The 24247-nt window shown below is 45.8% G+C and carries 18 protein-coding genes and 1 other annotated feature (1 of these 19 running past the window's edge); of the genes, 10 read left to right on the forward strand and 8 right to left on the reverse strand.

Annotated elements, in window-relative coordinates; genetic code table 11:
- Positions 1–113 (reverse strand) — a sequence feature (Thr leader region) (it extends 9 nt beyond the left edge of the window).
- Positions 114–374: 261 nt separating this feature from the next.
- Positions 375–845 (forward strand): hypothetical protein, encoded by a 471-nt coding sequence (locus FKN93_RS03985; protein WP_154169079.1) that lies wholly within the window; start codon positions 375–377, stop codon positions 843–845.
- On the opposite strand, the gene FKN93_RS03990 is transcribed toward FKN93_RS03985, so the two are convergent.
- Both FKN93_RS03990 and FKN93_RS03995 read right to left on the reverse strand, forming a co-directional pair.
- Complete coding sequence (locus FKN93_RS03990; protein ID WP_040904670.1) at positions 842–1327, reverse strand: putative 4-hydroxy-4-methyl-2-oxoglutarate aldolase; 486 nt, start codon at positions 1325–1327, stop codon at positions 842–844. The two genes, FKN93_RS03985 and FKN93_RS03990, sit on opposite strands and share 4 nt — an antisense overlap.
- 167 nt (positions 1328–1494) lie before the next feature.
- Positions 1495–1884, reverse strand: a complete 390-nt coding sequence (locus tag FKN93_RS03995) for a DUF3293 domain-containing protein (protein WP_170904548.1) — start codon at positions 1882–1884, stop codon at positions 1495–1497.
- 307 nt (positions 1885–2191) lie between these two features.
- Between FKN93_RS03995 and arcA the strand changes: the two genes are divergently transcribed.
- Complete coding sequence (gene arcA, locus FKN93_RS04000; RefSeq protein WP_004395926.1) at positions 2192–2908, forward strand: two-component system response regulator ArcA; 717 nt, start codon at positions 2192–2194, stop codon at positions 2906–2908.
- Positions 2909–3123: 215 nt separating this feature from the next.
- Here the strand turns inward: arcA and FKN93_RS04005 are convergent, their stop codons facing one another.
- The 3 genes from FKN93_RS04005 to FKN93_RS04015 all read right to left on the reverse strand — a co-directional run bounded on the left by FKN93_RS04005 (position 3124) and on the right by FKN93_RS04015 (position 7091).
- A complete protein-coding gene (locus FKN93_RS04005) occupies positions 3124–3591 on the reverse strand; it encodes a hypothetical protein (protein ID WP_158137862.1) in 468 nt (155 codons plus the stop codon).
- A gap of 1 nt (position 3592) precedes the next feature.
- On the reverse strand, positions 3593–5944 hold the full coding sequence (gene arcB / locus FKN93_RS04010) for an aerobic respiration two-component sensor histidine kinase ArcB (protein ID WP_170904549.1): 2352 nt from the start codon (positions 5942–5944) through the stop codon (positions 3593–3595).
- Between the two features lie 205 nt (positions 5945–6149).
- The gene (locus tag FKN93_RS04015; protein ID WP_004395929.1) at positions 6150–7091 is read right to left on the reverse strand and encodes a TIGR01212 family radical SAM protein; all 942 of its coding nucleotides are present in this window, start codon (positions 7089–7091) and stop codon (positions 6150–6152) included.
- A gap of 527 nt (positions 7092–7618) precedes the next feature.
- On the opposite strand from FKN93_RS04015, the gene gltB reads away from it, so the two are divergent.
- The 8 genes from gltB to FKN93_RS04055 all read left to right on the forward strand — a co-directional run bounded on the left by gltB (position 7619) and on the right by FKN93_RS04055 (position 18572).
- Positions 7619–12160, forward strand: a complete 4542-nt coding sequence (gene gltB, locus FKN93_RS04020) for a glutamate synthase large subunit (RefSeq protein ID WP_158144246.1) — start codon at positions 7619–7621, stop codon at positions 12158–12160.
- Positions 12160–13629, forward strand: coding sequence for a glutamate synthase subunit beta (locus tag FKN93_RS04025; RefSeq protein WP_170904550.1), 1470 nt, complete (start codon positions 12160–12162; stop codon positions 13627–13629). The genes gltB and FKN93_RS04025 overlap by 1 nt, the downstream gene beginning before the upstream one ends.
- Before the next feature lie 319 nt (positions 13630–13948).
- Positions 13949–14308, forward strand: a complete 360-nt coding sequence (locus FKN93_RS04030) for a DUF1499 domain-containing protein (protein WP_040904910.1) — start codon at positions 13949–13951, stop codon at positions 14306–14308.
- A 95-nt stretch (positions 14309–14403) separates the two neighbouring features.
- Entirely contained in the window at positions 14404–15099 is a 696-nt protein-coding gene (gene mtnN / locus FKN93_RS04035) for a 5'-methylthioadenosine/S-adenosylhomocysteine nucleosidase (RefSeq protein WP_004395933.1), read from the forward strand.
- Positions 15100–15109: 10 nt separating this feature from the next.
- A complete protein-coding gene (locus FKN93_RS04040) occupies positions 15110–16063 on the forward strand; it encodes a cobalamin biosynthesis family protein (RefSeq protein ID WP_170904551.1) in 954 nt (317 codons plus the stop codon).
- A gap of 2 nt (positions 16064–16065) precedes the next feature.
- Positions 16066–16884: a vitamin B12 ABC transporter substrate-binding protein BtuF gene (gene btuF / locus FKN93_RS04045; RefSeq protein ID WP_170904552.1), complete on the forward strand. Its 819-nt coding sequence runs from the start codon at positions 16066–16068 to the stop codon at positions 16882–16884.
- Between the two features lie 82 nt (positions 16885–16966).
- Positions 16967–17587 (forward strand): TRIC cation channel family protein, encoded by a 621-nt coding sequence (locus FKN93_RS04050; protein WP_170904553.1) that lies wholly within the window; start codon positions 16967–16969, stop codon positions 17585–17587.
- A 124-nt stretch (positions 17588–17711) separates the two neighbouring features.
- Positions 17712–18572 carry a LysR family transcriptional regulator gene (locus tag FKN93_RS04055; RefSeq protein ID WP_040904675.1) on the forward strand — a complete coding sequence of 287 codons (861 nt, stop codon included), beginning with the start codon at positions 17712–17714 and terminating at the stop codon, positions 18570–18572.
- Here FKN93_RS04055 and FKN93_RS04060 read toward each other — a convergent pair.
- From FKN93_RS04060 to carA, 3 genes are all read right to left on the reverse strand, one after another.
- Entirely contained in the window at positions 18502–19287 is a 786-nt protein-coding gene (locus tag FKN93_RS04060; RefSeq protein WP_158144251.1) for a TSUP family transporter, read from the reverse strand. The genes FKN93_RS04055 and FKN93_RS04060 overlap by 71 nt on opposite strands.
- 206 nt (positions 19288–19493) lie before the next feature.
- Positions 19494–22724: a carbamoyl-phosphate synthase large subunit gene (gene carB, locus FKN93_RS04065; protein WP_170904554.1), complete on the reverse strand. Its 3231-nt coding sequence runs from the start codon at positions 22722–22724 to the stop codon at positions 19494–19496.
- Positions 22725–22740: 16 nt separating this feature from the next.
- The gene (gene carA / locus FKN93_RS04070; RefSeq protein WP_040904677.1) at positions 22741–23880 is read right to left on the reverse strand and encodes a glutamine-hydrolyzing carbamoyl-phosphate synthase small subunit; all 1140 of its coding nucleotides are present in this window, start codon (positions 23878–23880) and stop codon (positions 22741–22743) included.
- Positions 23881–24247 lie beyond the last annotated feature (367 nt).

The following is a 24247-nucleotide window of genomic DNA, read 5'->3' on the forward strand; positions in this document are numbered from 1 at the left end:
GCCTGTATCGGTGGGGATACAGGCCTTTTTCTTGTGAAATTTTACGCTCAGCAGCCCGCCCCAACATGCGTAGTGTCGGTGGTAATAATGGTGGTGGTCATTACTAGGCTGAACAATGTCATCACGATGATAAATCACTTTCTGTGGGCGTTTATCTACGTTTACCTTATTTCTTGTTGCAGAGTCAATAAAAAGTTTAACATTCTATGCATTTTAAATAATCATTCGCTCAATAAAGATAAACAAAACCGAGCTTTATCACCCATCCATTAATCATAAAGATAAATTCAAGATAATTTCTCTCTGCAAAGCGGGGAATTTTATGCTTAAATAGTGTTCAACGTGAAACAAAGCTCGGTAACAAGGAGGATACCATGCGCATACTGATCGCACTGTCTGGCTTATGGCTAGCATTAAGCGCCCACGCGGTAACGCTCCCCTCCTTACCTTCTGAGCCCTCCCGCTCTGCGCACACCGTTTTTCTCTACAGTGACCCCAATAGCCAAACTTTCGATAGTTGGGTAATTGATAGTGGCTACGCTTACAATGTCTTTCGTAACGTTGATCTTTATGTCGGTGCGAGGATTAACTCATCAAGCGCCTCAATCAATGGCGCTAGTAATGGCTTTTTAAGCGGTGTGAGTTACAAAGTTAACGAGCGAATCTCGGTTAAGAGTACCCTTTATTCATCGACAAAATACGATGACCAAAAACGTCGCTATGACGCCTTTTCAGCAGAGCTATCAAGTCGCCTACGTCTATCGGAAAACTTAGATTTACACGCCACCCTTGACTATCAAGAATGGCAACAGGGTATTGAGTTCGGTATCGGCTTTCGGTTTTAAGCCAACGTTAGCGATTGCTCAGAGAGTAAAATACCATTCCAATCGGCATACAGATAATCCCCAGGTTGAACCATTTGGTTGTGCAAAGTTAGAGTCACATTGACCTCTCCTGCGCCACGCTTGTCAGTTTTAAAGGGCGAGGTACCTAACGCTTTAATCCCTAAATCCATTTGTGACATCGCCACAACATCGCGGATGGCCCCATTAATGATCACGCCTTCCCAACCGTTTTCAATTGCCATGATCGCAACTTGATCGCCCATTAAGGCTTTTTGGCAAGAACCATTACCATCAACAACCAAAACTTTACCTTTACCTGGTTGACTGAGAATCTCTTTGACTTTTGAGTTATCATGATAGCAACGTACAGTGACTATCTCTCCCCAAAATGCACTACGCATGCCAAAATTTTGTAGTGGTAGGTTAAGTAGCGTAACTTGTGATGGGTACTTATCACACAGATCCGGTGTTATATCGTTCATTGTTCCTCCATGATTCTAATCGCCCAACGACAAGAAGTGGTAACATCGCGAGTAAGTGTATGTGTCTTAATCAGCGCCAATAATAATCAACTTGCTGATCGAGTACTCACACCCACCGCTACCGTTTCAAATCGCAAGGAATAAGTAAATCTGTTACATGACTCGGTTTAAGGTGATGTGATTTTGCTTGATAATGACCCTAAATCGAATCGTTGATGATCAAGGCAAGATTGCAAAATAAGTAGTCCATCTTGTACGTAATAAAGCCCATTTTGCGCAAACTGGCCAGCTAAAACCACCGCGTCAGCGAGAGGCATCACGACCGCAAAACTCTCTTCATACCAACTAAAATCATCATTACCAACGATAACATCGGTCAAATCATAGCCGATTAAAGTTTGCTGTAAACGTCGATTATTTCGCCGATTCTCATCTTCTGACAAGCGAACACTTCGTGGGTTCCATGCGGTAATAATCGCAAAATTCCCTTCAATACTCCTTGTTGGGAACACCAGCGTGACTTGAGTGTAAGCGTACCATAGGTTTTCATTGATCATCTCTTTTTACATCTCGTTATTACTATTCATATCTGTTACATTGCAACTCTTGATATAAATCAACAAAGTGATTGGAATTAACATTTGGGCGTTGTTAGCATGCTGTTAACATTATAGAATCCGCTCAAAGGCTAATAGAAGTGAAAGGTGATGGATCTTTATAGCAAATACACCAAGGACGGCGGCAGTTGAGGTGATTTTTCAAGATACTTTGATTTATTATCAACATAAAGTTTCTTGTATGTTATGTTTTTGCCTAGAATAAGTTCTATTAGTACAATTTTTTCACAAGTTTAGGTACCGCCAAATGCAAACCCCGCAGATTCTTATCGTTGAAGACGAGCAAGTCACTCGCAACACATTAAAAAGTATTTTTGAAGCAGAGGGATACGCTGTTTTTGAAGCCAGTAACGGTGAAGAGATGCACCAAATACTGTCGGATAATCCCATTAACTTAGTCATCATGGACATTAACCTACCGGGTAAAAACGGCTTACTGCTTGCTCGTGAGCTTCGTGAACAAGCTGATGTTGCGTTAATGTTTTTAACCGGCCGTGATAATGAAGTCGATAAAATTCTAGGCCTTGAAATTGGTGCTGACGATTACATCACCAAACCTTTTAACCCTCGTGAATTGACCATTCGTGCGCGTAACTTATTGAGCCGTTCAATGAATGCCAACGTTGCTCACGAAGAAAAGCGTTCGGTTGAAAAGTATCAATTTAATGGCTGGGTATTGGATATCAATAGTCGTTCTTTGATCAGCCCACATGGTGAAGGTTACAAGCTGCCGCGTTCAGAATTCCGTGCTCTACTTCATTTCTGTGAGAATCCGGGGAAAATTCAAACTCGTGCCGATCTATTGAAGAAAATGACTGGCCGAGAACTTAAGCCTCATGATCGCACGGTTGATGTGACTATCCGTCGTATTCGTAAGCATTTTGAATCGATCTCTGGTACACCAGAAATCATCGCGACCATTCATGGTGAAGGCTATCGCTTCTGTGGCGATATCACTGAGTAAGCGAGTATGTGATTAAAAAAGCCTCGACAGATGATCGAGGCTTTTTTATGGTCATCATACCGAAATCACTGGGTCTACAGGTGCTCGCGAATTTTTTAGAGCAGCCGTTAAGCGAGACATATATCAATCGCCATATGCATAGATGACGAGATGTTCGAAGCGAAAGGCCGCTAGTTTTAAAGTCGACTTTAAAGTCAACAGACCCTAGGTATTCGTTAATAGACTTTATCAATCGAGACTTGATGCTCGACTAACCACGTCTCACCCAAACTGTCTCGTATCCCCAACGCTACACTTACTGGACGGTTAATATCCACCGATAGCGTGCTGTTAAATACCACTTCCCAATTATTTTCACTTAGTGTGCGAAGTTCTAACTCAGAGCCCTCAAGCGACCAGATCTCATCTCCTTGTCTGAACACTAATTGAAACAGGGTTAAATCCGCTGGCAATTGACCTGAAGTTTCTAACACTAGAGTACCGTTTAAATTGTCGGTGAAATCGAGTTCAGTGGCCCCCTCAGTTAAGGCTATTTTTGGCATCCGATCGGTCCATAAATTACTTTTTAGCTGAATAGCGGTCTGAGAAAATAGTGCCGCATTACTTGCCTGCCAATTGACTTGCGGCGACGCTGCACACGCTGACAATAAAAAAGTGAGTATCATTAAGCCATATTTTTTCATGTTATCTCCTTTGCTCTAACCACTGTTTTAACACTTGAATATCATTACGGTATTCATTTTTTATTTCATCGACCCAATCGGTAATATTTTCCCACCATGCTGGCGCATCCGGAGACTGAGCTTTTTGTGCAACACTTTGAATTCGTTTTAAGCCGATTGAGCCTGCTGCACCTTTAATTTTATGAGCCTCAGAGACAATGCCAGCTTGATCTTTCGCCACCATATTAGAATCCAAGACCTCTAAATAACTCGGCATCATTTTTTCAAGCATCTCAACGCTTTCTAACATGGGTTGAGGCCCGACAATATCGAGATAAGAATTTAACATGTCGAGATCGAGCAAACGACCACATAACTCTTGATAGCAAGGCTCTGCAGGATCAACATCAGGGATATTCGTAGCCTCGATCTGAAATGGCTGCTGAGCAATAACTTTACTGATCACCGCTTGCACCGCTTGCACCGAAAGCGGCTTACTTATCGCATCATCTAATCCTTGGGTTTGATACTGCTGCTTATCTTTCAAGACATTGGCGGTCAACGCAACGAGTGGTGGTAATGAGGAGTAAGTCTCTCGATAAAACTGCGCCACATCAAACCCGGTCATATCCGGCAGTTGGATATCTAAGAAAACCAAATCAAACTGATCGGGCGTAAATCGTTGTTTAGCTTCTTCACCGGTCATAGCGACCGTAACCTCATGGCCTAAGCTCTCTAACAGTGAGCGAGCAACCGTGACATTAAGCTCAATATCTTCCACCATAAAGATACGTAAACTTTTTTGTGGAGTTAGGCTTAATTGCGGCTTATCAGGAGGACTCACTAAGGGCACTCGGATAGTCACCGTAAAGGTACTGCCGAAGCCCTCTTCGCTGCTTACCTCGATATCACCAGCCATTAAATTAATTAATTGGCGCGAAACCGCAAGACCAATGCCCGTTCCTACAGCATGGAGGTTATCTTTGCCAGATTTAACCTGGTAATACATGGCAAAGATCTTATCTAATTCAGTCTCTGGAATACCAATACCGGTATCTTCTATTTCCATGATGATGTCAGCAGAACCTGGATGAATATCCGCGCTGACACTCATCACTACGCCACCTTCTTTGGTGAACTTCATGGCGTTACTCATTAAATTCCACAGCACTTGGCGCAAGCGTGTTGCATCGACTTCAATCCAAGTCGGCAGATCGGTTAAGCGCTCCAAATCAAAACGCAGTCCTTTTTGCTCTGCCATTAAAGCAGAAAGGCTCTCTAGCTCAGCGACAAATTCGACAAAGTTTAAAGGGGCGGGTAACAGCTCTAACTTACGTCGGTCGAATTTATCCATATCAATAATATCGTTAAAAATATGACCCAGCGTAATCGCACTGACTTGAATGGTTTGCATATGCTTACGCTGTTCATCCGTTAGTTGGGTATCAAGTAACATTCGACTTAAACCGACAATACCATTGAGTGGCGTGCGTAATTCATGACTGATGGTCGAAATAAAGGTGGTTTTATCACGGCTGGCTTTTTCTAGCGATTCTTGATGACGCTTACGTTCAGTAATGTCTCGTCCAAAACCCACTAAACCTAGATGACGGCCCTCTTTACTATAAAAAGGCACTTTACGCAGTTCAAAGAAGTGTTTACGTCCATCGGGATATTCAAGCCATTGCTCATAGGTAATGGCTTGATTATTCTTAAATACTTGCTGATCGGTTTCAACTATCGATTGAGCAATCTCCTTACGATACACATCCCAAGGTGTCAGACCGACTAATTGACTTTCCCGTTTCCCGGTTAGCTCTTCCATTGCTCGGTTACAGCCGGAAAATTCACCTTTCGCATTACGGTAATAAATTAAGTCCGGTGAGGCATCGATGAACGAGCGTAATAGCGCGGTACGTTCGGCCAATTCCAACTGCGTTTTCTCTCGTTGATACACTTCGTTTTCTAAATCAACCATCGCCTCTTCACGGGCTTCTTCGGCTTTAATTCGCTCTTCTATCTCCTGATTGAGTTTGACAATATTCTGCTGTAACTGTTGGTTAAGTTCTTGATCTCGCGAGCGCATATCTTTGAGCTTGGAGACTAACTTAGAGAGACGTTGTCGAGACTCTTCCAACTGATCGACCACGACTGATAAGAAATATACCGCCCACGGGGTGATCAATAGTCCAAAAAATACCGAACGTACAATATCAATGTCATCGACAAAACCTTTCAAAACCAGCGTAATTCCGACTTGGACTACCACAGCTAAGGCAACCAACGCTAAAGCCAGTAAAATTGAAAAACGTAAAATACCCAATTTAACAAGTAGATCGACGTAGTATTGAGCTAAGTTTTTTATCGGTTTCATTGCAGGTTCCGCATAGATAATGGCCGTGACGCTAAGTGAGTTTCAAAACCGCGGCTCAGCGCTAATCCAACAGCGCTTTCAGATAAAAAGCCTGTGATTAAAAAGACTTAAAAGATAAAGATACCAGCTTCTCAAATCAGGATCTGCAACTATTCTAAGAGTTTGCCTAGCGTAACGCAGTAAATTGCGTTTAAAAGTGAGCGGCTTATTTTTTGTTGGTCGGATTAATGTATTGGAAAGGACGCCCGATTAATGAACCTTGCGCGCCATCTTTTGCTAATCGCCGGCCAAGCTCAGTCATCGCCAGCCAACGATTCTCACACCAGAGAGGAGCCAACAACGTAGGACGGCGAGCGGCAGAAGAGACGCGATGATAAACCACTTCAGGTGGCGTTAAGCGAATGAGGTGACTGGCAATCGTGACGTACTCTTCTAATGTTGGCGCAACTAACTTCCCTGCCCGCCACGCTTTGGCCATCGTACTCCCATCAACAATATGCAAACCATGCAACTTGATACCATCTGTTCCCACTTCAACGACTTGCTGTAATGTCGCCACATTATCGCTTGCCGTTTCTTTAGGTAGCCCAACGATTAAATGAGTACAGATTTTAATACCAAGCGCTCTTGCTCTTTGAGCGATCGATTGATAACAATCAAAATCATGACCGCGATTAATGCGCTTTAAAGTACTATTATTTGCGGTCTGCAAACCCAACTCTAACCAAACTTCAAACCCTTGCTGCACATAATCATGCAACAGTTCCAATACCGCATCCGGGACGCAATCAGGGCGAGTGCCCACACACAAACCGACAATATTGGCACTTTGCAACGCTTGTTGATACATGGCTTTTAACACCTGAACTTCGGCATAAGTGCTGGTATAGGCTTGGAAATAAGCTAAGTATTTATTGGCACGCTGAACTTCACCCGCTCTTTCTTTTAGCTGATCAGCAATACTTTGCTTTTGGGTATGTTCATCAACAAAAGAGGCAACATTACAAAATGTGCATCCGCCTCGACCAATGGTGCCATCTCGATTAGGACAACTAAAGCCACCATGCAACGTCAGTTTATGGACTTTCTCACCATAGCGGCGTTGAAGATCTTGCCCTAATGTGTTTACTAATTGGTGCAGTTGCATAACGAATACCCAAGCTGTGAATACAAATAACTCTCACTTCGATCTATGTAATTAAATTACATCGAAAGGAATAAATAGTAAGCGTATGAGATAGATACCGCGTGGTGCAAAATCAATAAACATTCATTAAATCTGCATTTAGCTAACTTTGTTTGAAAAATGTTGCGCTGATTATGCAGAAACTGAGAAAAAGGCGTAAAAAAGACCGAGTTTTTCATTGCATTTACGGCTAACAAAATTGTAGGATAGTTACAGTTTCATGATGATTTTTGTTTGTTTTATTACAAATAAGCTCAGGAAACGTCGGCGATATTCCATTCCTACCTATATAAACCACTATAAAATGTGGTTAAACAGAGGAATATCACTAAGGATTGTTTTTCTCACACTATATATTTCCTGTGAGAGACGGAAGGGATGCGAGTCGGTCAGCATAGATCGATTTAAATGGATAACAATAAGGATAGATGCAGTGCTGGGGCTTGCCTTGGCTTGCTTGTGTCCAACTGAACTGGAAGGATGTATCTATGGTTAATAGAGAACAAAGTTCGCAAGGTCTGTATACGCCAGAACTCGAGCATGACGCTTGCGGCATCGGTTTTGTTGCTCACCTCAAAAACCGTAAATCACACCATGTCGTGACTCAAGCCCTAGATATGCTAGCGCGCATGGAACATCGTGGCGGACAAGGTTGTGACCCCTGTAGCGGTGACGGAGCGGGTATTTTACTGCAGAAACCTCACGAATTCCTCTTAGAGGAAGCGGTAAAACTGGGGATTAAACTACCGTCATTTGACCAATACGGCGTCGGTGTCGTCTTGTTTCCAAGGGATGAGCACAAACGCGCTCAATGCCGTGATATTTTAGAGCGTAATGCTAAGCGCCTTGATCTTGATGTCCTCGGTTATCGCAAACTGCCAACCGACAACAGCATGCTCGGTGCCGATCCACTCAGTACTGAGCCTTATTTTGAACATGTTTTCATCTCAGCCGGTCCAGGAAGTACGCCGCAAGAATTGGAGCGCAAACTCTACGTTCTGCGTAACTATACCGTTCGCGTTTGTCTCGAAAGCGTTTCTAATATTGGCGATGATTTTTATATCAACTCGCTCTCCTATAAAACGCTGGTTTATAAAGGTCAGTTAACCACTGAGCAAGTTCCGCAATATTTTCTCGATCTACAAAACCCAACCATGGTTACCGCCTTGGCTCTGGTGCATTCACGTTTTTCCACCAATACCTTCCCAAGATGGCGTTTAGCGCAGCCGTTTCGTTACATTGCCCATAACGGCGAAATCAATACCGTACGCGGTAACTTGAACTGGATGAAAGCCCGCGAAGCTATTTTACAATCCAATCTCTTTACCCAAGCAGAAATTGATATGCTGCTGCCGGTTTGTCAGGAAGGCGCGTCAGACTCTGCTAACTTTGATATGGTGTTAGAGTTATTGGTGCTATCGGGCCGCACTTTGCCGCACGCATTGATGATGATGATCCCCGAAGCGTGGCAAGAAAATAAAACCATGGATCCCAAGCGTCGTGCCTTTTATCAATATCATGCCAATATCATGGAACCATGGGATGGCCCAGCCTCAGTGTGCTTTACCGATGGCGTACAAGTAGGCGCAACCTTAGATAGAAACGGCTTGCGTCCCTCTCGTTATACCGTCACTAAAGACGATTTTTTGATCATGGCCTCTGAATCTGGTGTGGTAGAAATCGATCCCGCTAATGTCGAATACCGTGGTCGCTTACAACCCGGACGCATTTTTGTCGCCGACCTTGAACAAGGGCGAATCATCTCTGATGAAGAAGTCAAAGATGGCATCGCTAACGCGCAGCCTTATGAAAAATGGGTAGAAGATAACTTACTGAGCCTAAAAAAGCTGCCTGAGGCCGATAACGTTCACAGTCAGCCTTCACCTGAGCGCCTGCTCCATCGTCAGCAAGCGTTTGGGGTCAGCAGTGAAGAAGTCAACGATATTATCTTTACCTTAGCGGAAACCGGCTATGAGCCTCTTGGCTCAATGGGAGCCGACTGGCCAGTGGCGGTGCTATCGCATCAGTCTCAGCATCTATCAAACTACTTTAAACAGTTGTTTGCGCAGGTAACCAACCCGCCGATCGATCCGATCCGCGAACGGATGGTCATGTCGCTCAATACCTATATTGGTCGTGATCAAAACCTACTCGCTGAATCTCCGGTTCATTGTCGTAAAGTCGAGCTAGAATCACCGGTGATTTCTAATGCCGAATTAGAAAAACTGCGCGCGATTGATAATGAGCACCTGCAAGCCAAAACACTGGATATTGTTTTTCAAGCCAGTGAAGAGCCAGGCAAACTTGAGCGAGCACTCAAACGCATCTGCCAATACGCTGAAGATGCGGTGATCGATGGCTATTCCATCATTCTTCTTACTGACCGCGCGGTAAATTCTAACCATGCCGCGATTCCAGCGATGCTGGCTGTCGGCGCTGTCCATCATCATCTGATCCGTAAAGGACTACGCTCTAAGTGCGGTATTGTGGTTGAAACTGGGGATGCGCGCGAAACTCACCATTTTGCTACCTTAGTCGGCTATGGTGCCAATGCGGTGAACCCGTATTTAGTGGTCGAAACCATTGTCGATTTGCAGCGTCGCAATAAGCTGGATACTGACGTTGAGGTGAATAAATACTTCGAAAACTATCGTAAAGGGATCAATGCTGGCCTATTGAAAATTTTCTCAAAAATGGGCATTTCGACTTTACAGTCCTACCATGGGGCACAGATCTTTGAAGCATTAGGGATCAGTAAATCCGTGGTAGACAAATACTTCACTGGTACTGTTACTCGTATTCAGGGCCTAACGTTAGACGATATCGCCAAAGAAGTGGTGGTTCGTCACCGTATTGGCTATCCGATTCGTGAAATCCCGTTACAAATGCTCGATGTCGGCGGTGTCTATCAGTGGAAACAGCGTGGTGAAAAACACCTGTTTAACCCAGAAACCATCCATTTACTGCAACACTCTACCCGTAATAAAGATTATCAACAGTTCAAGCAGTATGCTGCTGCTGTCGATAGCCAAGGAGATAAAGCGGTGACCCTGCGTAGTCAGCTAGATTTTATTAAAAATCCAGCGGGTTCAGTTGCGATTGAAGACGTCGAGCCTGTGTCGAGTATTGTGAAACGCTTTGCCACTGGCGCAATGTCGTTCGGATCGATTTCTCATGAGGCGCACTCAACATTAGCAGTCGCCATGAACCGCCTGGGCGCACGTTCCAATTCTGGTGAAGGGGGTGAAGATCCCGCGCGTTTCGTTCGTAAAGAGAATGGCGATTGGGAACGCTCAGCCATCAAGCAAGTCGCCTCTGGACGCTTTGGGGTTACCTCTTACTATTTGACCAACTGCGACGAAATTCAGATCAAAATGGCACAAGGAGCCAAGCCAGGTGAAGGCGGTCAGCTACCAGGAGATAAAGTCGATGATTGGATTGGCGCAACTCGTCACTCAACGCCAGGGGTCGGCTTAATTTCGCCGCCACCGCATCACGACATCTACTCCATTGAAGATTTGGCGCAGCTGATTTTTGACTTGAAAAACGCCAACCGTAAAGGGCGAGTCAACGTTAAACTGGTCTCTGAAGCCGGCGTGGGCACTATCGCTTCTGGTGTTGCTAAAGCGAAAGCGGATGTAGTGCTGATTGCAGGCCATGACGGCGGCACCGGCGCGTCACCTATTTCATCGATTCGCCATACCGGCCTACCTTGGGAACTTGGTCTGGCTGAAACTCATCAGACACTACTTAAAAACGGTTTACGTAACCGCATCGTGGTACAAGCGGATGGGCAGATGAAAACCCCACGCGATATCGCTATCGCCACCTTACTGGGGGCCGAAGAATGGGGCGTTGCTACCGCCGCCTTAGTCGTGGAAGGTTGTATCATGATGCGTAAGTGTCATAAAAACACCTGCCCAGTCGGTATCGCAACTCAAAACAAAACCTTACGTGAACGCTTTGATGGCCGCGTGGAAGATGTGGTGACCTTCTTCCAATATATGGCACAAGGCCTACGGGAAATCATGGCTGAGCTTGGTTTTCGCACCATTGATGAGATGGTAGGGCAAGCGCAAAAACTCAAATTACGTGATGATGTGGGCCACTGGAAGTATAAGAACCTCGACCTTTCTCCCCTACTCTATCTTGAGCCAGCCCGTGAAGGTGATGGTATTTATTGCCAAAGCGCACAAAACCATAATTTGGAGCATGTCCTCGACCGTCAATTAATCCAGTTAGCGAAACCTGCGCTTGAACAAGGCTTAGCGGTGAATGCCGAACTGCCGATCATCAATACCGATCGCAGTACTGGCACCATGCTGTCGAACGAAATTTGTAAAGTCTACCAAGATCAAGGGTTACCTCAGCCTATGACGGTTAAATTTAACGGTAGTGCTGGGCAATCCTTTGGTGCTTTCTTGACCAAAGGCGTGCATTTTGAAGTTGAGGGCGATGCCAACGACTACTGGGGTAAAGGCTTATCTGGCGGTACGTTAGTACTCTATCCTAACCGCAATGCCAGCTTAATTGCCGAAGATAATATCGTGGTTGGTAACGTCTGTTTCTATGGCGCCACCTCTGGTGAGTCTTATATTCGAGGCTTAGCGGGCGAACGCTTCTGCGTGCGTAACTCTGGTGCAAAAGTGGTCGTAGAAGGTGTCGGCGATCATGGCTGTGAGTACATGACCGGCGGTATTGCGGTGATCCTTGGTTCAACCGGACGTAACTTTGCCGCAGGTATGAGTGGCGGTATCGCTTACGTGTGGGATAAAGCCGGTGATTTTTCACAAAAACTCAATCCTGAGCTGGTCGATCTCGATCCTATCGAAGCGGAAGATAAAGCGCTGTTAAAAGATATGCTGACTAAACACGTTCAATTCACAGGAAGTGAAGTGGCACAAACATTCCTCAACAATTTTGAGCAAAGCTTAGCGACAATGATGAAAGTCATGCCTCGTGACTATAAAGCCGTGCTTGAAAAACGTAAGGAAGCCGCAGCGGCAATGGAAAAAGCGGAGGCTGTATAATGGGTAAAGCAACTGGATTTTTAGAGTTTGGTCGAGAGCTGCCAAAAAAGATCGACCCAGCAGAGCGAATTAAACACAATCATGAATTTGTGCTCAATAAAGAATTTGGTCACAAAATTAACCAACAAGCAGCTCGCTGTATGGATTGTGGGGTGCCGTTTTGTCATAGCGGCTGCCCGATTGGTAACATCATTCCAGAATTTAATGATGCGGTTTATCGCGATAGTTGGCAAGAAGCATGGCAAATCTTAAGCTCGACCAATAACTTCCCTGAGTTTACTGGTCGAGTATGCCCTGCGCCTTGTGAAACCTCATGCGTGCTTGGTATTAATCAAGATCCCATCACCATTTGTAATATTGAGAAAACCATTGTTGAACGTGCTTATCAAGAAGGCTATGCCAAGCCCAAAACCCCTCGTTCTCGTACTGGTAAAAAAGTGGCTATTATCGGCTCTGGGCCGGCGGGATTAGCCGCAGCTGAGCAATTAAATAGCGCTGGACATCAGGTGACTGTGTTTGAGCGGGATGAAAAAGTTGGCGGTTTGCTGCGTTTCGGCATTCCTGACTTTAAACTCAGCATGGCCGTGATTGATCGCAAACTCGATCTTATGGCTCAAGCTGGGGTTGAATTTGTGGTTAATGCTCATGTGGGGGTTGATATTAACGCGCAACAGCTACGCCAAGAGTTCGATGCGATTTTGCTGACTGGCGGCTCCACCGTACCACGTGATTTACCGATCCCCGGACGTGATTTGCAAGGCGTTTACTTTGCGATGCAGTTCCTCGGACAAAATAATCGCCGCGCTAATAATATGGATCTTAAAGGTGAAGAGATTCATGCCAAAGGCAAACATGTGGTGGTCATTGGTGGTGGCGATACCGGTTCAGACTGTGTCGGTACGTCTAATCGTCATGGCGCGGCGAGCATTACGCAAGTCGAGATCATGCCGATGCCACCAGAAAAACGTCCAGCCAATATGCCATGGCCACAGTATCCGATGATTTTACGCACATCGACCTCCCATGAAGAAGGCTGCGAAAGACATTGGAATATTCTGACCAAAGAATTTATTGGCAACGAGCAAGGTCAAGTGACTGGGCTACGAATTGCCGATATTGTTTGGCAAGAGGCAGCACCGGGACAACGCCCTGAGTTTCGCGAAGTGGCTGGCACTGAGCGAGTGATAGCTTGTGATATGGCGTTTCTCGCGATGGGCTTTTTACATCCAGAACCACATGGTGTACTCGCACAATTAGCGATAAAACTTGATGATCGCGGTAACGTGGCAACGGATAATTTTGCCACCAATCAAAAAGGGGTCTTTGCTGCTGGCGACATGCGCACTGGCCAATCACTGGTTGTACGCTGCATCAATGAAGGTCGTGAATCAGCCAGAGCGATTGATGCTTACTTGATGGGCAACACGCATCTTGAATCGATCAATGATTCTTTAATGTTATCGGCGTAAGCGCTTTATCTATACCCAAACAACTTGGCGTTACAGGTAGGAAAGGGATATCTTAAACGGCTAACACCTTGTGTTAGCCTTTTTTATTGCTAAAAACATCGTCTCATTACTCAACCTTAACGGCCTTAGTCGTCAAACTAGAAAAATCATGACCTTAATAAACCAAAGATCGTCAATCAATCGTATAATTGGTTATCCTCAGCGACAAATATCAGCTATGCTCAAATTTTATTCGCTATAGGAAAATGTCGTGAAGCCATTCATTATTATTGGGTTATCACTCCTTATCATTGCTTGTAGCCGAGGCGTTGCATCGAATATGACCGACCGAACAACCGACCTTTGTGGGAATAAACCCAACTGTGTCTCGACGGAAGAGTCGAGAGAAAAATTTTCTGTGGCACCGTTTATCCTGCGCCCAGGAGTGACCCTTAGCCAAATTGAACGTATTGCATTAACCTTACCCGGCGCTGAAGTCGTTGAAAAAGAAGAGAATTACTTACGAGTGGAATGCACTACACGTGTATTACGCTTTGTCGATGACTTGGAACTTAAACTGCAGCATGATCAGTTAAAAGTTCGTTCAGAGTCTCGAGTTGGCTATAGCGATTTTGGCGTTAATCGCCGTCGAGTTGAAACACTACGTGATAAAATGACGGCTGCTGGTTTGCTACAATAGTCTATTCAGCGGTTTACCTTTCTGCTTCATCTCGATCAAACCTAGCCGAGCATGATAAACTGCAGTGATTTTTATCCAATGAAAAGAGACATGACATGAAAATTGGCATCATCGGCGCGATGCAACAAGAAGTCGCCATCTTAAAAGACGCTCTCGAACAACGCCAAGAAGTCAGTCAAGGTGGCTGCACCTATTACAGCGGTAAGCTGCATGGTGTTGAGGTTATCTTGCTTCAATCTGGGATCGGTAAAGTATCTGCCGCGGTTGGCACCGCATTATTGCTCAATCAATATCAACCAGATGTGGTCATCAACACGGGTTCAGCCGGTGGTTTTGATCCTAGTTTAACCATGGGCGATGTAGTGATCTCTACTGAAGTCCGTCATCATGACGCCGATGTAACCGCTTTTGGTTACGAAATCGGGCAAATGGCTGGTCAGCCCGCTGCATTTCAGGCGGATGAGAAACTCATGTCAATCGCTGAACAAGCACTGCAAACCATGGACAACAAACATGCGGTTCGTGGCCTGATTTGCACTGGTGATGCCTTTGTCTGCAGCGAAGAAAAACAAAACTTTATCCGTCAACATTTCCCAACCGCAGTAGCGGTCGAAATGGAAGCGGCGGCGATTGCCCAAACCTGCCATCAATTTGGTGTACCTTTTGTCGTGGTACGCGCCATCTCTGATGTCGCTGATAAAGCTTCACCGCTCTCTTTTGATGAGTTTTTGCCGCTAGCCGCGCAAAGCTCTTCAGCGATGGTGCTAAAAATGGTTGAACTACTAAAGTAGCCTGTTGTTCATGGATGAATTATTCAAACCCTTTTATACCAATGGTGCCCTACTCGTAATGTGGGGCGCTTTGTTATTTCATTGGCTATTGCCGATACCTCACGCTGCCCATCCGATTACCTTATGGCATAAATTTGCCGAAATATTGGCTGACAAAGTTAATAAACCGAGCAATTACCAACAAAGCTTAATTTCCGGCACGCTGGCTTGGCTGCTGATGATTATCCCTACCATTATGCTGTGCGTTGCTTTGCAGCCTTTGGTTTGGCATCCACAACTGTTTGAATTAGCGCTATTGCTGTTAGCTCTCGATTGGCGCAGTGCAGATAAACTTAGCCAGCAGATGAGTCAAGCACTGGCACAACAGGATAAACCGTTAGCTCGCCGTTTATTGGTGCCGTTTGTTAATCGTGAAACGGCGACGCTTTCCCCGGTCGGTTTAGGTAAAGCCAGTGTCGAAACCATCACTATGGGTATTGGCCGTAACCTGGTTGGGGTTCTATTTTGGTATGGATTACTCGGGGGGATCGGCGCGTTTATTTATCGTTTAATGGTTGAATTGGCCCGTTGTTGGTCTCCTTCTCGTACTCAATTTCAGCCGTTTGGTTTACCGATCATTCGCGCTGTCGCGTTACTCGATCTTATTCCTCTGCGTTTATTTAGTTTACTGATCCTGATGGGCGATAATATTAAATATAATTTGACGCAAACGCTCAACCAAAGTCGCTCTTGGCCGTTACCGGGGCCGGGATGGCTACTGTGTGCAGTCGGTAATAAATTACACTTAGCATTGGGCGGGCCAGCGATCTATGGTCAGCAAAAAGCGGTGCGCGCCAAAATTGGCGGGCGCATAGTGCCAGCAAGCCTTCATTTAGCTCAGTTACGCCAACTACTTACCCGTAGATTATGGCTTTGGCTTATTTTACAAAGCGTTATGTTACTGCTCGTTTATCAAGGCGTATAAACATGCCACACCGATTCTTTCTCTTACTTCTGCTCTCTTGGCCTTTTTGCACTCTTTCTGCTGCGGAAAGGATCATTAGCTTAGCTCCCCATGCCACCGAGCTGGTTTTCGCGGCCGGACTAGGGGATAAGCTGATCGCGGTCAGTGACTATAGTGATTATCCTGAATCCGCCAAAACTCTACCTCGAGTCGCCAATTATCAAGGGATCAATATTGAACGGATTCTGACCTTACAACCTGACTTGGTGATCGTTTGGCCTGAAGGCAATGCCATGCGTGAAGTGGAAAAATTGGCTCGTTTAGGCATTCCTTTGTTTTATTCTCATCCTAAAACACTGACTGATATTGCAGATGATATAGAGAAACTCAGTCAATACGCCAGCGATCCAACAAAAGGTATGCAAACGGCCAATCAGTTTCGTCAGCAGCTCACTCAACTTGAACAGAAATACGCTCATCTCGATGGAGTTCGGTATTTTTACCAATTAAGTGAAAAGCCCATCATCACCTTAGCGCAAGGCAGTTGGCCAAGTGAGATTTTCGCTTTTTGTGGGGGGGTGAATATTTTCCAACATAGCCCGTCCCCCTATCCTCAAGTCAGTATTGAACAGGTGCTACTCGCCAAACCAGAAGTCATCTTTACTTCAGAACAAGCGATGGCTCAAGGCACTATGTGGCAGCGCTGGAAAAACCAAGTCCCTGCGGTAAAAAAAGGACAGATTACTAGCCTTAATGCTGATTGGCTCAACCGCCAAACCCCAAGATCACTGCTCGCGATTGAGCAAGTTTGCAATTATTTTGCCCAAATAGAAAAGTATTAACTAAAACAGCAAAAGTTGCATACAATGTGCTCCCATTCACTCATCCCAAATTAACAGGGAATGTTAAGCGAGCGACTCAACTTTGGATACTTCACTGCTCTACTTGATTGATATGTTTGGCACTGCGGTGTTTGCGATTTCAGGCGCACTACTAGCAGGGCGATTAAAGATGGATCCTTTCGGTGCGGTGGTTCTAGCCAGTGTCACTGCCATTGGTGGTGGAACCATTCGCGATATGGCGCTAGGTGCGACGCCGGTTTTTTGGATCACCGATACCACTTATTTATGGGTGATCTTTGCGACCTGCTTATTAACCATGTTGATTGTCCGTCGCCCTAAACGAGTCGCTTGGTGGATATTACCGGTCTGTGATGCGGTTGGCCTGGCTGTATTTGTCGCTATTGGGGTTGAAAAAGCACTGATCTTCCAAGAATCAGCGTTAATCGCCATCATTATGGGGGTAATCACCGGCTGCGGTGGTGGCATCATCCGTGATGTGCTTGCTCGTGAGATCCCGATGGTATTAAGAAGCGAAGTCTATGCCACCGCGTGTATTGTCGGCGGCATGGTACATACCACCGCACTCGCTTTAGATTATAACAGTTCGAGCGCTTTCCTATGCGGGGTGATTTCAACTCTCGTCATCCGCTTATGCGCCATTCGTTGGCACTTATCACTGCCGACTTTTGCATTGACTAAATAATCCCTCCATCACCAGTCATCATGGCTGGTGATGCTCCATACGCAAGCTTTGTGACTTTAGTAGACGACACCACGATGGTTCAAGGTTACCATTAGCGACATCTATTCCCATTTGTCATCAACCTATGTTACTCGAAGGCATTGAAACCTTACTGGTGCTCAGCAAAGAAAAAACCATGAGCCGTACCGGTAGCCAACTCTATATCAGCCAATCGGCAGTCAGTAAGCGCATTGCTAACTTAGAAAAAAAACTCGGCAAAAAACTGATTGTTCCCGCGGGCCGACACATCAAATTGACTGCAGATGCCGAGCAATTAATTGCCAGCATTGGCCCTACGTTTAATGAGTTGCATGGTTTAATTTTCGAGCAGAAAACATTGGAAGACAATACGCTGCTGCGCATGGATTGCTCAGAGACTTTAGTCGCGGGTTATCTTGGCCAGACTATGGGGCAACATCGAAAACACGACCCACATTGGGTGATCACCACCAACCACACACCGCGAATTGTCGAAAATGTTCAGTCTGGCAAAGCCACCTTGGGCTTTTGTGCGGGGTATCTGCCCGCCAATCACGGTTTGCTGACTTTTCATTTAGGCGATGAGCCATTTACCGTGATTAGCCAAGCACCTCTGTTCTCACTGCCAAGCGAGCTGATCACTAATGATTTAGCCAATCCCGCCAATACCTACCAAGCGGCCATGCTGCACAAACAAGGCATTCGACCCGCGATGGAGATGGACTCTTACACCGCCGCGGCGCAGCTCGCACTCGGCGGTATGTTACCAGCCCTAGTACCACGTTCGATTGTCAGCACCCTAAAAATTGAGCCCCAGCACTGCTTTGATTTCGCTGAACTTGCCGATCTGACTCGGCCAATTCATATTTGTCTGCGCGCCAGCCGCTATCGCAGCATTAGAGTCCAAACATTGATAACAGCGCTGCATAATGCTGTTCCCAAAGCAGTTTTAGCGCCATCAGCATAGACATAGTGATCACCAGCGGGCGAATCCAACGCTGACCTTGGCTGATCACCACTTTTGCCCCCATACGGGCACCGATAAACCCGCCGACCGCCATGGTTAACCCTATCTGCCAAATCGGTAAACCAGCGATTAAGAAGAAGGTCAACGCGGCAATGTTGGAAGTGAAATTGAGTACTTTAGTGCGCGCGGTGGCTTCCACCAATCCAAAATGGCCTAAAGCGACAAAACAGACGGTAAAGATCGAACCGGTACCGGGGCCAAAAAAGCCATCATAAAACCCAACCCCAAACCCGACCGTGAAAGCAAAAGCCGTTTCCGATAAGGGAGCGGAACCGGTATGATTTTTTGTTGCTGGGGCAAGTAGGAAATAGAGCGAGATGGCAATCAATAACACGGGTATTAAACTGGTCAACAAAGAGGCATCAATATATTGCACCGCTTCTGCGCCAAGCGCCGCACCGAAAAAAGTACACGCAATCGCCAGGCGCATCGCTTTTAGACTCACTAAGCCTTGGCGGACAAAATAGAAAGTGGCCGAAAAGCTTCCAAAGGAGCTTTGCAGTTTATTGGTCGCCAAGGCTTGAGTCGGAGGAACCCCAGCCGCCAGCAAGGCTGGTAACGTTAGCAAACCACCACCACCGGCTATGGCATCAATAAATCCCGCAACGCCCGCCACTACAAACAGCAGGCCCAATACTTCCAGTGAAAGTTCCATTTCTAATCAACATCTTGAATGACAAAGCTCAACACTATCACTGCTCAAAACATCAAAACAGCGAAACACAAGACAACAACCTATTCCATTTATTCATCGATATAAGCTTGGGAGATCTCTGGGTATTGTAGCTGATAAAAAAGCCCGCTTAATTCAGCGGGCAATGAGGTTGTCTGATAAGCCTTAACGACTTACCTTAATTGTTATTAGGCTAAGCTGGCTTTGACTTGCTCGTGTAACTCTTGCACAGAGATGACCGATGCTTTCGCGTCAGCGGTATGTGACATACAGGTTGCAAATGCCGCATTTAACGTCGTGGTGTAGTTAACTTTTTCGGCTAGAGCACCACGGCGCAATACTTTTGAATCTTCAATCGCTTGACGACCTGCCGCCGTATTGACGATATAGGTGTACTCATTGTTTTTGATTCGATCCAAGATATGCGGACGCCCTTCATGCACCTTATTAACTAGGCGAGGGTTAATCCCAGCTTCACCGAGAATCACCGCCGTACCATGAGTTGCATCTAGCTGATAGCCAAGTTTGATCAACTTAGAAGCTAAATCGACCACGCGCTCTTTATCTTCTTCACGTACCGACAATAACGCACGACCACCATCAGGATACACATTACCACAGCCGAGTTCTGCCTTAGCGTAAGCTTCAGCAAACGTTGCTCCAACACCCATCACTTCGCCAGTGGAGCGCATTTCAGGGCCAAGCAATGGGTCAACACCAGGAAACTTATTAAAGGGCAACACGACTTCTTTGACCGAATAATAAGGAGGAATGATCTCTTTGGTAAAGCCTTGCGACTCAAGTGACTGACCAGCCATAACACGTGCGGCAATTTTTGCCAGCGGTGCGCCAGTAGCTTTCGATACAAACGGAACCGTTCGTGCAGCGCGAGGGTTAACTTCAATCAGGTAAACTTGATTATCTTTCACCGCAAATTGGGTGTTCATCAAACCGCGCACGCCCAATTCAAAGGCTAACTTCTCAACTTGTTCACGCATCACATCTTGGATTTCTTGGCTTAGGGTGTAAGCCGGCAGTGAACAAGCAGAATCACCGGAGTGAACACCCGCCTGTTCAATGTGCTCCATGATGCCACCAATCACGACTCGCTCGCCATCACAAATCGCATCGATATCGACTTCAACCGCATCGTCTAAAAAGCGATCGAGCAGAACCGGTGACTCATTCGATACGCTGACCGCTTCGTTAAAGTAACGACGCAAATCTTGCTCATCATAGACGATTTCCATCGCCCGACCACCAAGCACATAAGAAGGACGCACTACCAACGGGAAGCCAATCTCTCTTGATTTTTCAATCGCTTGTTCCATGGTGGTGACCGTGGCATTTTCTGGTTGCAGCAATCCTAAACGCTCTACCGCTTGCTGGAAGCGTTCACGATCTTCCGCGCGGTCAATCGCATCTGGGCTAGTACCGATAATCGGCACTCCGGCCGCTTCCAAGGCGCGCGCCAGTTTTAATGGCGTTTGGCCGCCATATTGGACAATAACCCCTTTCGGTTTTTCGACGCGAACAATGGCTAACACATCTTCCAGTGTTACTGGCTCAAAGTAGAGGCGATCTGAGGTATCGTAGTCAGTAGATACAGTTTCAGGGTTACAGTTAACCATGATGGTTTCATAACCATCTTCACGCAGTGCAAGTGAAGCATGAACACAGCAGTAATCAAATTCGATACCTTGACCGATACGGTTTGGACCACCACCGAGCACCATGATTTTTTCTCTGTCGGTCGGCTGCGCTTCACACTCTTCATCATAGGTTGAGTACATGTACGCAGTATCGGATGAGAATTCCGCGGCACAGGTGTCAACTCGTTTGTAGACCGGATGAATGTTGTATTGATCGCGCAAGCGACGAATTTCACTTTCAGCCACGCCTAATAAAGTCGAGAGACGCGCATCTGCAAAACCTTTGCGTTTCATTTTACGCAGTACATCGGCGTTTAGCCCAGCAAAACCGCCCGCTTTGACGTCTTGTTCCATCTTGACCAGTTCTTCAATTTGCACCAAGAACCAGCGGTCGATATTGGTCAAGTTAAACACTCCATCGACCGATAAACCGGCACGAAATGCATCGGCGATATACCAAATACGCTCAGCGCCCGCTTCTTTCAGTTCATGGCGAATTTTGGTCAATGCGTCAGGCGCATCAAGATCGACCATTTCATCTAAGCCATTCACACCAACTTCTAAGCCACGCAATGCTTTTTGCAGCGATTCTTGTTGGTTACGACCAATCGCCATCACTTCGCCCACCGACTTCATTTGCGTGGTTAAGCGATCGTTAGCACCGGCAAATTTTTCGAAGTTAAAGCGAGGAATTTTCGTCACAACATAATCAATAGTTGGTTCAAACGACGCTGGGGTTGCACCACCAGTAATGTCGTTCATCAGCTCATCAAGCGTAAAGCCAACCGCCAATTTAGCCGCTACTTTAGCAATTGGGAAACCCGTCGCTTTCGATGCCAGAGCTGAAGAGCGAGAAACACGTGGGTTCATCTCGATGATCACCATGCGACCATCTTTCGGGTTGATACCAAACTGTACGTTTGAACCACCGGTTTCAACACCGATTTCACGCAGTACGGCTAGCGATGCGTTACGCATGATCTGATATTCTTTGTCAGTTAGCGTTTGCGCTGGTGCTACTGTGATCGAGTCACCCGTGTGAATGCCCATTGGGTCAAAGTTTTCAATCGCACAAACGATGATGCAGTTATCGTTTTTATCACGCACCACTTCCATTTCGTACTCTTTCCAACCGATCAGTGATTCATCAATCAACAGCTCGTTGGTTGGCGATAAGTCGAGGCCACGGCGACAAATTTCTTCAAACTCTTCTTTGTTGTAAGCGATACCGCCGCCGGTTCCACCCATAGTAAATGAAGGGCGAATAATACAAGGGAAACCCACCATTTCTTGAACGCGGTAAGCTTCTTCCATCGTTTTTGCCGTATCAGCGCGAGGACAAGCTAAGCCGATTGATTTCATTGCTTTATCAAAACGAGAGCGGTCTTCGGCTTTATCAATCGCATCAGCGGTTGCGCCAATCATTTCTACGCCGAATTCAGCTAATACGCCGTGTTTTTCTAGCTCCAGCGCACAATTCAATGCAGTTTGACCACCCATGGTCGGTAATACCGCGTCTGGGCGCTCTTTTTCAATGATTTTACGTACCACTTCCCAGTGAATAGGCTCAATGTAAGTCGCATCGGCCATCTCTGGATCAGTCATGATCGTCGCCGGGTTCGAGTTGACGAGAATCACTCGATAGCCTTCTTCACGCAAAGCTTTACAGGCTTGGGCACCAGAGTAGTCAAACTCACAAGCCTGACCAATCACAATCGGGCCTGCACCTAAAATTAGAATACTGTTAATGTCAGTACGTTTTGGCATCGTCTACTACTCCGAATTAGGCTGTGTGCTGTTTAATTAATTCAATGAAATGATCGAAAAGAGGTGCGGCATCGTGGGGACCAGGGCTTGCTTCTGGGTGACCTTGGAAGCTAAACGCAGGTTTATCAATACGATGAATGCCTTGTAAAGAACCATCAAACAGTGATTTGTGTGTTGCGCGCAGCGTATCTGGTAAGCTTGCTTCATCGACAGCAAAGCCATGATTTTGCGCTGTAATCATCACTACGTCACGCTGTAAGTCTTTAACTGGATGGTTGGCACCATGGTGGCCAAATTTCATTTTTACTGTCTGCGCACCAGAAGCCAAGGCTAGAATTTGGTGTCCTAAACAGATCCCAAATACCGGTAATCCCTTCTCTAAGAACACTTTAGTGGCTTCAATTGCATAAGTACACGGAGCTGGGTCACCAGGGCCATTGGATAAGAAAACACCATCAGGCTTCAGTGCCAATACCTCTTCGGCTGAAGTTTGAGCCGGAACAACGGTTAAGCGGCATCCTCGGTCAACCAGCATACGCAGGATGTTACGCTTGGCTCCGAAATCGTAAGCAACGACGTGATAAGGCAGTTCGCTGTGGTCTTTTGCTTCAGGAAGTCCACCTTCCAACGTCCACGAACCTTGTTGCCATGCATACGCTTCTTGTGTTGTAACCTCTTTCGCAAGATCCATTCCTTTTAAGCCAGGGAAATCTTTCGCTTTCGCTAACGCGAACGCTTCATCACAATGCTCACCAGCCATAATACAGCCATTTTGCGCACCTTTTTCACGTAGAATACGTGTCAGTTTACGCGTATCAATATCCGCAATACCGAGAATATTTTGTGATTTAAGATAGTCAGAGAGAGAAAGTTGATTACGGAAGTTAGAAGCGATAAGAGGAAGATCGCGAATCACAAGGCCTTGTGCATGAATAGAAGAGGATTCTTCGTCTTCAGAGTTGGTTCCGGTATTACCAATGTGGGGATAAGTGAGAGTAACAATTTGTTGAGAATAGGAAGGATCAGTGAGAATTTCTTGGTACCCCGTCATCGAAGTATTAAAAACAACTTCACCAACGGAAAAACCCTCTGCCCCAATGGACACTCCGTGGAACACTGTCCCATCTTCTAGGACCAACAGTGCTGGTTTACTCAAGACAACCTCCAGAATAAAAATGCATTAAATATAAATTAAATCGCAAATCTGCCTTCCTGTTCGCAGCGATACGTTGCTTGAGGCTATATTAGACAAATTGGCGGTATTCTAAAGTTCACACTAATCTCTGTCAACAATCGTTGATAAATTAAATTTTTATTTATCAGCTTGCCAACAAAACTAACACCAAAGCCATCAAAACAACACTTTTCTCTCCACTTTACTGCTAATAATGATGAAATAAATAAAAACCCTGGAAAACACGCCGTATAAAAAATCACTAAAAAACCAAAAACAAAAGCAAACGATAAACAAAGGACAAAACAAACAAAAATAGAGCTTACAAAACAAAAGCCCATCAAGACCT

It is taken from the genome of Vibrio sp. A8-1 (genome assembly GCF_013048685.1).
Lineage (GTDB): Bacteria > Pseudomonadota > Gammaproteobacteria > Enterobacterales > Vibrionaceae > Vibrio > Vibrio metschnikovii.